A 13,672-nucleotide genomic window follows, 5' to 3' on the forward strand; every position below is an offset into this window, starting at 1 on the left:
GAAATAGACTTATGACGAATTATCACGCAAACATTACAAAAATTTTATCACTGACTTTAGTGTCTTTTGCCACTTTTGCTCAAAGTCCTGTGCAGGCAAAATTAGGAAATAAAGGGGTTCATATCATCAAATCACAAGGGTACGAATTTAAAGATTTGAATAAAAATGGTAAACTGGATCAATATGAGGATTGGCGATTGCCTAATGAAACCAGAGTTAAAGATTTGATTTCTCAAATGACTTTGGAAGAGAAAGTAGGTTTCATGCTCATCAGTACCACAAGAATGCAGGGTGATTATGCTTTTCAGGCTAATGCCCCAAAAGGAGTAGAAATAAAAAGTGGATTTAACGAAGAGGACCTGGTAGGGACGGTCAACATGTTTTCAAAAAAACCATTGCCGGCACCAGTAATGGATGCCGTTGGAACCACCAAGGCTGTAACGAAATTTAATCTCAGACATTTTATTCTCAGAGCCAATACTTCAGCAAAAAACATCGCGGAATGGAGTAATAATTTGCAGCGACTTTGCGAATCTTCCAGACTGGGAATTCCGGCTATAGTGGCTTCAAATCCAAGAAATCACATCACTGTGGATGCCTCTGTAGGTCTAAGTGTAGGAACTACAGTTTTTTCAAAATGGCCAGGAGAATTGGGACTTGCTGCAATGCGAGATTTAGAATTAACAAGAGAATTTGCAGATATTGCGAGACAGGAATGGGCTGCCGTCGGTCTTCGTAAAGGATATATGTATATGGCTGATCTTGCTACTGAGCCTCGCTGGCAAAGAGTGGAAGGGACCTTTGGCGAAAATGCTGATTTGGCAGCTTCAATGATACGGGAGATAACTTTAGGTTTTCAAAAGAATAAATTAGGAACGGGTTCTGTAGCTTTGACGACAAAGCATTTCCCAGGGGGAGGTCCACAAGTAGATGGTCAGGATCCGCATTTTGTTTGGGGTCAGGATCAGCATTATCCGGGGAACATGTTTGATTATCATTTAAAGCCTTTTCAGGCTGCTATTGATGCTGGCACTTCTTCGATTATGCCGTATTACGCAAAGCCTATCAATACAAAATATGAAGCAGTAGCCTTTGCTTATAATAAAGCTATCATTAATGATCTTTTAAGGGTAAAAATGGGCTTTAAAGGTATCATTAATTCCGATACCGGGCCAATAGATATGATGCCTTGGGGTGTTGAGAATTTAACTATTTTAGAGCGTTATCAAAAAGCAATTGATTGTGGTGTAGATCTATTTTCAGGAACGGGAGATCCCGCCTTACTGTTAGAAACTGTTAAAAAAGGGATGGTATCTGAATCGAGGATCAATCAATCAATAGAAAGGCTTTTAATAGAAAAATTTGAATTAGGTTTATTTGAAAATCCGTATGTTGATGTTGCTTATGCCGAAAAAACCGTTGGAAACAGTGAATTTCAGAAAAGAGGAGATTTGGCCTTTAGAAAATCTATTGTATTATTAAGAAATGATGCGAAATTACTGCCTATTGGAAAAGGCACGAAAGTCTATATAGAAACATTGTATAATAATAGCAAATCAATTACTGCCATTCCAGAAATACAGTCTAACGATTGGGATATTGAATTGGTCAAAGATAAAAAAGATGCTGATCTTGTTATTTTAATGGTAACACCTAATGCAGGTGGCCTTTTTAGCAGTACAGGTGCTGAAATAAAATTACAATTATCCGATAATAAAATTGATGTGACGTATATCAATGAAGTTACTTCCAGTAAACCTACAGTAGTGGTTATAAATTATTCTAATCCATGGGTGATTGATGAAATTGACAATAAAAATTTACAAACTGTATTGGCAACTTTTGGAACCTCTTCAGCTGCCATATTAGATGTTTTAACGGGAAAATATAACCCAACGGGAAGAATGCCCTTTACGACTCCAAAATCGCGTCAGGCCGTATTGGATAATCAATCGGATGTTCCCGGATATTTAAAACCATCTGGTTATGCATTATTTAAGTTTAATGAAGGGTTAGGGTATTCAATGGAGAATGAAAAATAAAACTTGTACCAATCATTAATTGGGTTTGTTAAAAGGGTAGGGTTCGAATAAATGGTTAGGTTTGTAAAAAGGTTAAAATAGAGTTTGGTTTGGTTATTTGTTTAATAAAAGTGGCTTTTTTAGCCGCTTTTATTTATTACGTTTAGACCAAAAACATATAAATTAATACTTTGTTTAGTATAATTTGTAAGGACCATGTCACGATCAAAATATTAAAAAAAAATATTAAATTTTTTTAATATTTGTAATTTTAGTTGTATTTGTAATCGTTATAATTATAACTAATTTGAAAGTGAAAATGAAAAGAAAAGTATCTATTGAACTCAATAGTGTAGACCTGATAAAATATGCATTGTTCAAAGAGTATTCTTTACCAGAAGAGTTAGCATTCCTAAATCTTACCCAAGAAAGAATTTTAATGACAGTAAAAAACTCTGTTAATGTATCTATGGTGTCCATTTCAAGAGCTATAGGCTTGGAAAAAGGCCCGTTTTCTCAGACAGTCGATAAATTAGAAAAACTTAGGCTATTAGAAAGAGTACGATCTTCTTCAGATAAAAGAATAGTTCGTTTATTTTTGACAAAAGAAGGGGGATTACTTGCTAAAAAGGTAGAAGACAGTATGGAAAGTCATTTTTCTAGTAAAATAAAAGCGCTAACCGATAAAGAGCAGAAAGATTTATATGACTCGCTAGACACATTAAAAAAAATTGCTGAAACTTTAATATCAAAATAAAAATATGAATATAATGCCTATCAACAAAACTGAACATTTAGTATATACGTTCCTGATGGTTCTATTTATGGCAAGTGTAATGACAACTTTATAATGTAGTATTGCATAATGGATTTTCAGTTGAAAGTTTAAAAATAGCGTGGTTAACGTTTCCTTTTACATTTGTGGCAGCCTTTTTATGTGAATGGTTTTTGGTCGGTAAATTAGCTATGAAACTTGCTCATAAGTTTTTAAAAGAGGATGATTTGCTGCTAAAAAAAATACTCATAACAGCACTTTGCTTTGTTACGGGGATGGTTGTACTGATGTCATTTTTTGGGCCTTTACTTGCGAACGGACCATCATCAGATTTAATTCGAATATGGATAAAAGGCATACCAATGAACTTCGCTATGGCTTTTCCGCTCCAAGTACTAATTGCAGGACCTTTAGTAGGGTTTGTATTTAGAAAATATTTCCCCATTGGAACTATAGTTGTGCCAGTCAAAGAGGATTAAAGACAATGGCAATTAGTTGCTTGTATTGAAAAGACACAATTGCCATTAAAATAGGCATGCTCATCATCCTTTAGATACCCAAGCTATTTTTTTTGGTTTTAGACTCGGCTGCTGTTAACATCGCTGCGTTTTTTTCAGCCCGCAAGAGCACAGTAGCCAGCATCACAACCCAGAGCAGGAAAATGCCTATGTTGATGCGTTCCCAAACTCCAATCAGCGGTGTGGGTTCATTTGTAGAGAGTTTCGGCGCATCCATAAATGTGAGGATACCGAATACAAGTACCGCTACGAAAGTTATAATGGAATAAATGCGGAATCGCTTTCCAAGTGCCGATGCCGCAAAGCCCAGAGCAAGCAGATAAAAGATTTCGGTCGCTGCACCAAGAGCGATATGCATGGTGTCGGAAAACGTTCCGCCACCTGCCTCCAATACCTCACGCTGGTGCATGGAAGCGAATGGCCAGAGAAATCCCAGAGCGCCATAGGCCAGCATAAAACCACCCGCAATGCGTAGTGGTCGATTTTTACCGGCTGATTTCAAGATACCCCAGGCGAAGGCAAGTATAAGAAAGATATAAGGTGTGGCCAACACTAACCATAACATTCGTGTCGGGGCACCGATGGCCGAAAGCTCGCTCACGACCTGAGAAGCGGAGCTATATCCAGGGTATTGCATCGGCACGATAATATTTATCGCCGCGTAGAGCAGCGAAGAAAGAATGCCGCAATAGAGTACTGCTTTTTGCAAAGTTGTTTGTTGTAAAGGAACAAGTGAAAAGGTCGCGAGAAAACCTGCAACAACCGGCAGACCCAACATAGCATGCAGCCAGTGAAATTCCTGCAGAATGGCGATTTCAATCCAGAACCAGATGAGCAGTCCGCCCAAAGCGAGGCCAGCCATGATCCAGTCGGAAGGCCGTCTGCGAAGAACAGCGAAAAAGGCGGCCGTGTTTAAAATTCCTAATCCAAAGAGAAGGACGCCGGGAATCAGGAAATCATGGAAGACACCATGCATGATGTCGACCGACATATATATTAGTCTGCCGTCCGGTGCCGCGACCAGAAGGATGCCACCCAACAAGCAGTCCGCTGCCTCGTAACCAAGAACAAAAAGTAGGGTAATCCGTTTCCATCTCGGCTGGACCATCTTCTCGTGTGCTTTTAGTTCTTTTCCGGAGTATTCAATTGTTGTAGTTTCCATACTATTTCTTTTATTATTTATTTCTTTAGGATATTTTGCTGGTGGTTGTTTCCATTTCTGTGCTTTGTCTCCACATCATCAGTGCCATAAAGCGTTCCACATCATAAAATGCATTATGTGCCGACGGAGCTGTTTTGGGCAGTTGAAGGTCAAAAGCATGGTCGGTCTGTGGCAAAATATGCAGTATCACAGGTACTTTTTTTTCCACTAAAAGTCTGTGCAATATACGGGTGGTTTTTACCGGCGCCATAATGTCATGTTCACCATGAATCAATAAGGTAGGAGGACAGCCTGAATGCACATGTGTTACAGGTGAAAAAAGAGCATAGCGTTCAGGATACTCATCCGGATGCCCTCCCAGAAGAGGCCCAAAAGCTCCTGCATTCTCAATGCCTTTGTCAAAACCAAGCCGCTGATATTCCTTTCCCATTCTTTTGATTAACCATTGGGGTATTTGTGTAGGAACAGTTTTTTTGGGTCTGTTTGGAGTTGATCGGGTTGTAAGATGCTGGTTAGTATGATAATACATTGCTTTCAAATCGGTTGGACCATATAGGGAAATTACTGCGCAAACATTTAGGTCCTTTCCTAGCAATTCCGTTGGTGTAAATTGCGAATTTATGGTAGTATAAGATGCCAGCAGGGCAAGATGTCCACCAGCAGAACCTCCAGCCAAAACAATTCGATCGGGATTTACCTCGAACGTACCAGCATTTTCCTTCATCCAGACAACGGCCCTTTTTACATCGTTTACCATCCCCATCATATCTGTTTCGGGGGCGAACCGGTAAGCCCACGTCCATAATCACATGTCCCTGGCTGGCCAAATGACTAAAAAAAGGGCGAGCACCTAAATCTTGTCGAGAAAATACCATGCGCTTCCATGTAGGTATATAAAAGCCATACCTGAAGGGATAACATTATCGGGTGGTTGCCATACATCACAAAGAAGTTGCCTGTTGGTGCCAGGAACAACTGAAAATACAATGTCCTGAACGATGCGAGGATTTGGGACGGTAGGCAACAGTACTATCGTGCGTTTAGGAAGAAAGTGACTTTTTTGCTCGGGATTTATACGATTTTCCCATTGCAAGCCGAAAGCCTGTTCAAAACTGCCTGATAAATGAGGAGGACGTGTTACCCTGATTATATGAATAAAATAGAAGATAACATCATAAAAGCCAATCCAGGTGATGAAAACGGAGCCAGTTGTCAATCCTACTATAGTGCTCAACAGACCGGTTAAAAAAAGGAGGGGGGCTAAGGCTGAAGTATACAGTTTTAAGAACCATAATACCGTTGCAGGCCAACGCAGTCGAATCAAAATAAGGATGCTCAGTAACGCAGCCAGAGTGTTTATTACTGCAACAAGGATTTGAATAATTAATTTTATAGCGTTCATAGTGTTTCTTTTATCTCATTTTTAAAGTAAAAGTAAAAGTACAATCGCTTCAATTGCATATTAGTCAATTTGAATAAATGATTTTATTTGCCTAATTGCGCAATAGTATTACGTAACTGTCTGTTAAATATATGCAATTTTTTATTTTATAATTGTATTTTTTAGCTTCAATATCTTTTCAGAATAACGCTACGCGATTCGTTGATGAAGATTTTGCGGACCCCAACGAAATAAAGTGGTGTTTTGGATGAAATAGCTCCATACTCTCTCAATACTAATTGCCTCGTGGCAATTATTCATTAAAAATATCCCATCCATCGCTGCCATCCAGATATATCAATATTTATTTTATATTTTTAAAAAAAACAGTTAACTTTATTACAGAATATGTTAAAAAACACGAGCGGTTTAACAATCGATTGTATTTGGTAAGTTTTGAAGAAAAAATAATTAAAAGAGGCTGCTAAAGCTACTTAATCCAGCTATTTATTTATCGAAATATTGTGAGAGACTAGTGATAAGACAAAAACATTAATCACTTTATAAAAAATATAAAAAACTACAGTCAACAGTTAAGGGTAATCGATTTTTTAGTAAAAAACTAAAATTACAACCAAAGATGAAAAACTTTACTGCAACGAGAAGATTACATTTTTATGATTTGGAATTTGATTTAATGAAGAATCTTAGTCTGCTTTTTTTAGTCGTGTCTTCATTCCAGATTCAGGCGAAAGTAACAACTGTTACAAAGTTGACAGCGGAAATACAACAGGAGAGAACCATTAGCGGGGTAGTTACAAATGGAAAAGGGGAGCCTCTTCCGGGTGTGAGTATTGTTGCACAGGGAACCACAAATGGGACTACAACTGATTTTGATGGTAGGTTTACTTTAAAAATAAATAATGATGTGAAAACCTTAGTGGTGTCTTTTGCAGATTATGAAACCGAAGAGATTACAATTGGAAATAAAACCGAATTTAAAATAGCTTTAAAGGATGTTTTTGAAAGTTTACAAGAAGTTGTAGTGATAGGTTACGGAACGCAAAAAAGAGACGACATAACCGGAGCGATTTCCTCTGTGCCAAAAGAGCGATTAGAAAATTTGCCGGTTACCAATATTTTACACGCGATTGAAGGCACTACTGCAGGTTTAAAAATCGCACAGTCTTCGTCTGTACCGGGGAGCTCGGCATCCGTACAGATTAGGGGGGTGAACTCGATAAATGCGAATAGCAGTCCTTTAATTGTTTTGGATGGGATTCCTTTTTTTGGTACTACCAATGATATCAGTCCCAACGATATCAAATCGATAGAAATTCTTAAAGATGCTTCGGCAGTTGCAATTTACGGAACCCGAGGCAGTAATGGGGTTATTTTAATTACGAGTGAAAGAGGTAATGCCTCCAATAGAAAACCGATTATTAAATATCGTGGCTATTCAGGTGTTGAGGACATGGCTAATGTATTAAAACCAATGGGTGCTGCTGCCTATGTGCAAAAATACGCTGATTTTCAAAAAGCGAATAACCTTACCCAGACTACCGTGTTGCCAAATGCATCCGAAGAGGCAAATTATGATGCCGGAATTACTACTGATTGGTTAAAAGATGCTACCCGATCCGGGATAATTAGTGAAAACAATTTGAGTATCTCCAGCGGTACCAGTAAATTTCAATACTTTATTTCCGGGGGTAAACTGAATCAGAAAGGTGTTGTAAAAGGATATCAATTTCAAAAAACAAATTTTCGTGTTAACATTGATTCTGAAATAACAGATTATTTGAAAGTAGGTAGTTCCGCATTTTTTACCGAAAATAATTATGATGGAGGAAGAGCCGGTCTTTTAAATGCGACCGCCATGAGTCCCTATTCAGTGCCTTATGATGCAAATGGCGGATATTTGATTTATCCAATGGCGCCAGAATTATTATTTACTAATCCACTTTTAGGATTGACAACTGACAGACTGGACAGGGGAAAGAATTTAACCGGATCAGGATTTGCTGAAGTAACGCCAATAAAAGGATTGTCATACCGTCTTAACGCATCGTTCACTTACAATATAGATCGTTTTGCGACTTACACGGGAAGAAAGGCAAATGATCCAAATGGAACAGCTTATGTTTCAAACACAGAGACTTCAAATTGGGTGGTGGAAAATATCGTAAACTATACAAAGGATTTTAAAAAGCATCATGTGGATTTTACAGGATTATATAGTGCTCAAAAGGTTGATTATTTTAAATCAGAGGCGCAGGCAGTAGGATTTATAAATGACGGTTTGTCCTATCATAATTTAAATGCAGGTGCAATAAAATCAACTGCCTCATCAGCAAATGGCTATACTTTATTGTCTCAAATGGGAAGAATGAATTATTCTTATGATAACCGTTACTTGTTAACGCTTACTGCCAGAAGAGACGGGTATTCTGCATTTGGTACAAATACCAGCAAGTATGGAATCTTTCCTTCAGTAGCTCTTGGATGGAATATTAAGAATGAGGCATTTTTAAAAGATGTAGCTTACGTAGATATTTTAAAACTTAGACTTTCACACGGAAAAACGGGTAACCAGGCAATTGGGGTAAATCAAACAGCAACAACTGTCAGTATAGTACAACAACCATTTGACGGTGTAGCCTATACAGGTGTTTTGTACACTTCTTTAGGGAATGCTGACCTTAACTGGGAAACGACTACATCCAGTAATATTGGTTTAGACTTTTCAGTATTAAACAGCAGAATCGGAGGGTCAGTTGAAGTGTATAAATCTAAAACAGACGATATTTTGCTAAGAAGAAGCATACCAAATATAACAGGTTACAACAACATATGGGATAATTTAGGAAAGATGCAAAATGTTGGAATCGAAGTATCATTAAATACGGTAAACATTCGTAAAGCAGATTTCTCATGGGAAACAGTTATCAATTTTTCTAAATACAATAACAAATTGTTGGACTTGTATGGGGATGGTAAAGATGATTTAGGGAATACTTGGTTTATTGGAAAACCTTTAAATGTTGCCTATGATTATGAAAAAACAGGAATTTGGCAAGCAGGAGAAGAGGCTCAAATTGCTTTAGCAGATCCTGTAGCAAAACCTGGAGATCTTAAATTTAAAGATCAAAACGGTGACGGGAAAATCAGTGACGACGATAAAGTTATCCTTGGACAAAGAGATCCAAAATGGACAGGAGGTTTAATCAATACTTTTAGTTATAAAAACTTCAATTTTAGCGTTTTTATTGAAACCTCTCAAGGAGGTTTAAAAAGTAACAGGGACCTTACCTATGCGGATGAAGCAGGCAGAAGAAATTTACCTGAAGATTTCAAGTATTGGACAGCTGAAAATAAGGACAATTATTGGCCATCACTTTCTGCCTATAAAAACTATAGAGGATATAATTTCTTTGCAGACTATAGTTACGTAAGAATTAAAGACATAAAATTGAGCTATCAATTTCCAATGGTAGTATTGGGCAAGTATTTAGAAGGGGTAACACTGTATGTTTCAGGCAGAAATTTATACACTTTTACAAATTGGTACGGTTGGGATCCGGAAATGAATTATTCATCCAGAGGTTCGACAGATTGGCAAAACAACTACCCGGCAGTAAGAACCTTTTCATTTGGAATAAATATAACGCTTTAACAGTAATTGATTTAAACAATAAACTAAGATGAAAAAACGTATAAAATATTTAATAGGTTTTATCAGCATCGTAGTATTGACTACCGCTTGCAGCGATTCCTTTTTAGATGAAAAGGTATTGGATTCTTATGCTCCCGGATCATTAAATGACCAATTGGGGTATGAAGCAGCAGCAATTGGGCTTCATAATACTTTCAGTACTTTGTATACTACCGAGCAAGATCAGACTTTTCTGGGGATGGCACAATTGGGTACGGATATAGTTTGGGCGCCAAATGGTAATTCGAATGGAATGGCCCGTCCTTATTTTGATTATGCTCAGCTTAAATCAACCGATGCAGCAGCAGCTAAGCTGTGGACTTCTCTCTATAAAATCATAAATAATGCCAACCTAATTATAAAATTCTCAGGGGATAATTCTGCTGTGGGAATGACTCAAGAGCAGCTTGATACCTATAATGCAGAAGCCCGTTTTTTTAGAGCGTACTCCTACAATATGCTTGCAACTCTTTATGGAGGAGTTCCGTTAGTTACTGAGCCTGTAACTTCTGCTAAGACAGACTTTACAAGGGCTCCTATTGCGGATGTAAATAATACAATTGAACAGGATTTGCTTTTTGCAATTGCAAAGCTTCCTGAAGTTGATGCTGCGGTAAAACCAGGAAGAGCCAATAAAGCGATGGCACATCAGCTTTTGGCAGAAGTATATTTACGTGTAAACAAGCCAGATTTAGCAGAAGCACAATGTGATGCTATTATTAACGGGGGGAAATTTAGTCTTACAACAAACCGATTCGGAGTGAAATCGAGTCAACCCGGTGATGCGTTTTCAGATATGTTTGTTTATGGAAACCAAAGAAGAAGCCAGGGCAATAAAGAAGTTATTTGGGTTATGGAACAGGAAAACCCCACACTTGTCCCGGGAGGCAGTACGGGATTCCCGCAACAGCGCAGGGTTTGGGTAGCTGCTTACCATAATTTGCCGGCAATGTCGATAACAGATTCATTAGGGGGTAGAGGACTTGCAAGAGTCAGACTGAATAATTGGGTGCTATACAAGCTGTACAAAGGAAGTGATATGCGTAATTCTAAATATACAATACACCGTCTTCATTATTTTAACAATCCGGATGCTAAGTACAGTGCTGTATATCGTAAACAAGTTCCCTATGGTCAAAATGTTAATTTTACATTAGGCGGTGGCAGTGAAATAAAAATATTTGCAAGTGACACTATTTTCAAAAGCAACCCTTATACATTGAAATGGGGTCAATTTGATCCTAAAGATGAATTTGGATTTGGTATGTGGAAGGATTTTATTATCATGCGTTTGGGTGAAACTTATCTTTTAAGAGCTGAAGCTCGATTGAAACAAAATAAACTTGCAGCTGCTGCGGCTGATATTAATGTTCTTAGACATAGAGCTAATGCAGCGGTCGTTACTTCCGGAGATATTAGCTTAAATTTCATTTTAGATGAAAGAGCCAGAGAATTATTAGGGGAAGAGAATAGAAGGATGACCCTGGTTAGAACTGGTACATTAGTAGAAAGGGCCACCAGATTAAATGGAACTGCACCGCTTGCCGGGGGAGCTATTGAAACGACCAATGGCCTGCATAGTCATAACATACTTTTGCCGATTCCTCAGAGTGAAATTGACCTTAATAAAGATGCTCCATTAGAGCAAAATCCGGGGTATTAAAAGATTATTTCTATAGTTGTACCGTTCTCCGGACCTGAAGTAATTTTCAATTCTCCGTTTACCATTTTGGTCCTGTCTTTTATGTTTTTCAGCCCAATGCCGTATTTTACTTTTTCGGGATTAAACCCAACACCGTTATCCCAAATCCGAATGGTTATTTTAGCGGCAGTTTTCAATAGTACTATAAAACATCTTTCTGCTTTGGAGTATTTATTGCTATTCTGTATGGCTTCTTGTATGATGCGATAAATATGTATTTTAGTATCACTAGAAACCGATGACCAGTCAATGTATTTATCTATTGATACGTCAAATTTAGTGTCGTATTGGTTTTTTTGGGATGCCACTAAAGTTGTTAGTATCTCTGGAAAACTTTTATCTTCAAAAAGCAGGTTTTGTGTTAAATCATGTGAGACCCGTCTAATTTCATTTTCTGTTTTTTCTAACTCTTTTACCAATTGTTCCTTTTTATCTAAAGCACCTGGGTCTAATTGGATTAAATTAAAACGAGTCGTAAAAATGCTGTTTACAATCCCGTCATGTAATTCCATGGCGATTCGGTTTCTTTCCTCATTGCGTGCTTTTTCAGTTTCAGATTGTTGTGCTAACATTAGCCGATATATTCTTTCGTTTGCAGTCTGTTGTTGCTGAACAAAAAGCAGTTCTTTATTTTTAGATTTTAAGCGGTACATGACAAAAAACACTCCTAAAAAAAGAATTACAATTCCGGAACCAATAATAATATTGGTATTCCTTTTGGATAAGATTTCATTAATTTCTTCTACCTGGTCTGTCTCATAAGCGATCCGGGCAAATTTATTTCTGGTTTCCCTTTCTGTATTTTGAATACTATCATTTACCTTAAAGTATAAATTAGAATAGAAGGTTTTGTTTTTCGAATCGTTCTCAGTTAATAGTTTTAGGGCATGAATAATATCGTAATTACTTTCGATTTTTTTTGATAAAATAAAGCCTTCCCTGATGAATTTCAATGCATTAATGGTATCTTTTTTATATAGGTAATATTCTCCAATTCTTATTTTACTAGCTACTATACCAGGCTCTATTTGAAGACTGTCCCGGATTCTTAGAGATTCAAATAATAATTTTTCAACACCTTTATTATTTCCTAATTTCATTTTTGAATAACCAAGATTATTTAAAAGCATGGCATATAATTTCGGATAATTCTGCTTTAAATCCTTTGTCTGTAACCCTATAGTATATAAATGGATTGCTTGTTGATGGTTTTCCAGTTTTTCATAAACTATCCCCATATTGTTATAGACTGAAATTCTGGATTTAATTACTTTCTCTTTTGAATCACCTTCATTTTCCAGGTTTTCAACTTGCTTTAGAGCCAGGTTAAAATAGTGAAGAGATTTTTTATGCTGGTTTGTTTCCTGTAATGATATTCCTAACAAATTATAACATTCATAGAGTAATCGTGTATTATCTGTTTTAGAAAGTAATCGCAAAGCATTTACCGCTCCTATTTCACTTTCGGTGAAGATTCCTGCCCCATATAAAATTCCTGCTTTATATAAAGCAAGTTTTCCTGAATTTATGTTGTCTTTAAGTTGTTTATATATTTGTTCGGATTGAAGGTAATAACTGAAAGCACTATCCAATTGCGTTTTTGATTCAAAATAATCACCTAAATAATACAATGATTTTGCGATATGGGAACTATCGTTATCCTTAACGGATAGTCTTCTAATTTGCTTTGTTACAATTAAATACTTATCAAGTCGATTAAGGTTGTAATATTTAACCGCAATTTTAAAATATAAATTTCTTGTGGCTGAATCATTTTTTTGAACCTGCAATTTTTGACATAATGTATCCAGGTATTTTTCCTCCTTAGATGGCTCTAAAGAGTTCGCCTCCAGCTTTTTTAAAAAGGCTAAAACATCATTTCTTTTTTCATTCTCAAATTTATTTTTCTGACAGGAAGCTATCAATAATAAGAAATAAACGAACAGAATTGTCTTTAATTTTGCTTTCAATTTTTAAGAAATTTATAAATTCCACCAAAAATAAGATTAAAAACCAGACAAAATATTTTTTAAATTTATTGTCTGGTTTATTATTGTAATTTTTACGTTTTACTTTTAGCAGGATCGGTATCTCCATTGTCAGGTTCAATCGAATTTGGCACCACAATCGAATCCAGAACTTCAGCAGAGATGATTTCCGGAGTAGTCTTATTGGTCGTGTTTTTTGTTTCTTGCATACTATCTGAAGTACAGGAAGACATTTGTACTATAGCTGCGATACAGCCTATAGCAATTAATAGCTTTTTCATAAAAAATGTTTAAAAAATTAGGAAATTGTTTAACCGCACTGATCCAAAATGGAGTACCTTTTTTTAAGAAAAGCTGGGAAGTAGCTGTTCTGAACTATTGAGAATGACACTGCATTAATGGCAGATTTC

At 36.8% G+C, this 13,672-nt stretch carries 9 protein-coding genes and 1 pseudogene; 5 read left to right on the plus strand and 5 right to left on the minus strand.

What is annotated here, in order from left to right; all coding sequences use genetic code 11:
- Nucleotides 1-11: 11 nt before the first annotated feature.
- The 3 genes from ACNQGH_RS03525 (at nt 12) to ACNQGH_RS03535 (ending at nt 3,275) form a co-directional block, all read left to right on the plus strand.
- On the plus strand, nt 12-2,042 hold the full coding sequence (locus ACNQGH_RS03525; protein WP_417954602.1) for a glycoside hydrolase family 3 protein: 2,031 nt from the start codon (nt 12-14) through the stop codon (nt 2,040-2,042).
- 298 nt (nt 2,043-2,340) lie between these two features.
- Nucleotides 2,341-2,778, plus strand: a complete 438-nt coding sequence (locus tag ACNQGH_RS03530; protein WP_417954603.1) for a MarR family winged helix-turn-helix transcriptional regulator — start codon at nt 2,341-2,343, stop codon at nt 2,776-2,778.
- 101 nt (nt 2,779-2,879) lie between these two features.
- On the plus strand, nt 2,880-3,275 hold the full coding sequence (locus tag ACNQGH_RS03535) for a DUF2798 domain-containing protein (RefSeq protein WP_417954604.1): 396 nt from the start codon (nt 2,880-2,882) through the stop codon (nt 3,273-3,275).
- Nucleotides 3,276-3,345: 70 nt separating this feature from the next.
- Here ACNQGH_RS03535 and ACNQGH_RS03540 read toward each other — a convergent pair whose 3' ends face one another.
- The 3 genes and pseudogenes from ACNQGH_RS03540 to ACNQGH_RS03550 all read right to left on the minus strand — a co-directional run bounded on the left by ACNQGH_RS03540 (nt 3,346) and on the right by ACNQGH_RS03550 (nt 5,878).
- Nucleotides 3,346-4,476, minus strand: coding sequence for a DUF998 domain-containing protein (locus ACNQGH_RS03540; RefSeq protein ID WP_417954605.1), 1,131 nt, complete (start codon nt 4,474-4,476; stop codon nt 3,346-3,348).
- A 25-nt stretch (nt 4,477-4,501) separates the two neighbouring features.
- Nucleotides 4,502-5,257 (minus strand): annotated as a pseudogene (locus ACNQGH_RS03545) (alpha/beta hydrolase fold domain-containing protein); the annotation flags it as partial.
- A gap of 69 nt (nt 5,258-5,326) precedes the next feature.
- Nucleotides 5,327-5,878: a hypothetical protein gene (locus tag ACNQGH_RS03550; RefSeq protein ID WP_417954606.1), complete on the minus strand. Its 552-nt coding sequence runs from the start codon at nt 5,876-5,878 to the stop codon at nt 5,327-5,329.
- Between the two features lie 619 nt (nt 5,879-6,497).
- Between ACNQGH_RS03550 and ACNQGH_RS03555 the strand changes: the two genes are divergently transcribed.
- Nucleotides 6,498-9,533 carry a SusC/RagA family TonB-linked outer membrane protein gene (locus tag ACNQGH_RS03555; protein WP_417954607.1) on the plus strand — a complete coding sequence of 1,012 codons (3,036 nt, stop codon included), beginning with the start codon at nt 6,498-6,500 and terminating at the stop codon, nt 9,531-9,533.
- A gap of 28 nt (nt 9,534-9,561) precedes the next feature.
- Nucleotides 9,562-11,235, plus strand: a complete 1,674-nt coding sequence (locus ACNQGH_RS03560) for a RagB/SusD family nutrient uptake outer membrane protein (RefSeq protein ID WP_417954608.1) — start codon at nt 9,562-9,564, stop codon at nt 11,233-11,235.
- Here ACNQGH_RS03560 and ACNQGH_RS03565 read toward each other — a convergent pair.
- Both ACNQGH_RS03565 and ACNQGH_RS03570 read right to left on the minus strand, forming a co-directional pair.
- The gene (locus tag ACNQGH_RS03565) at nt 11,232-13,244 is read right to left on the minus strand and encodes an ATP-binding protein (protein WP_417954609.1); all 2,013 of its coding nucleotides are present in this window, start codon (nt 13,242-13,244) and stop codon (nt 11,232-11,234) included. The two genes, ACNQGH_RS03560 and ACNQGH_RS03565, sit on opposite strands and share 4 nt — an antisense overlap.
- Nucleotides 13,245-13,336: 92 nt before the next feature.
- Nucleotides 13,337-13,543, minus strand: coding sequence for a hypothetical protein (locus ACNQGH_RS03570; RefSeq protein WP_417954610.1), 207 nt, complete (start codon nt 13,541-13,543; stop codon nt 13,337-13,339).
- Between the last annotated feature and the right edge of the window lie 129 nt (nt 13,544-13,672).

The organism is Flavobacterium kochi (assembly GCF_048286715.1).
Taxonomy (GTDB): Bacteria; Bacteroidota; Bacteroidia; order Flavobacteriales; family Flavobacteriaceae; genus Flavobacterium.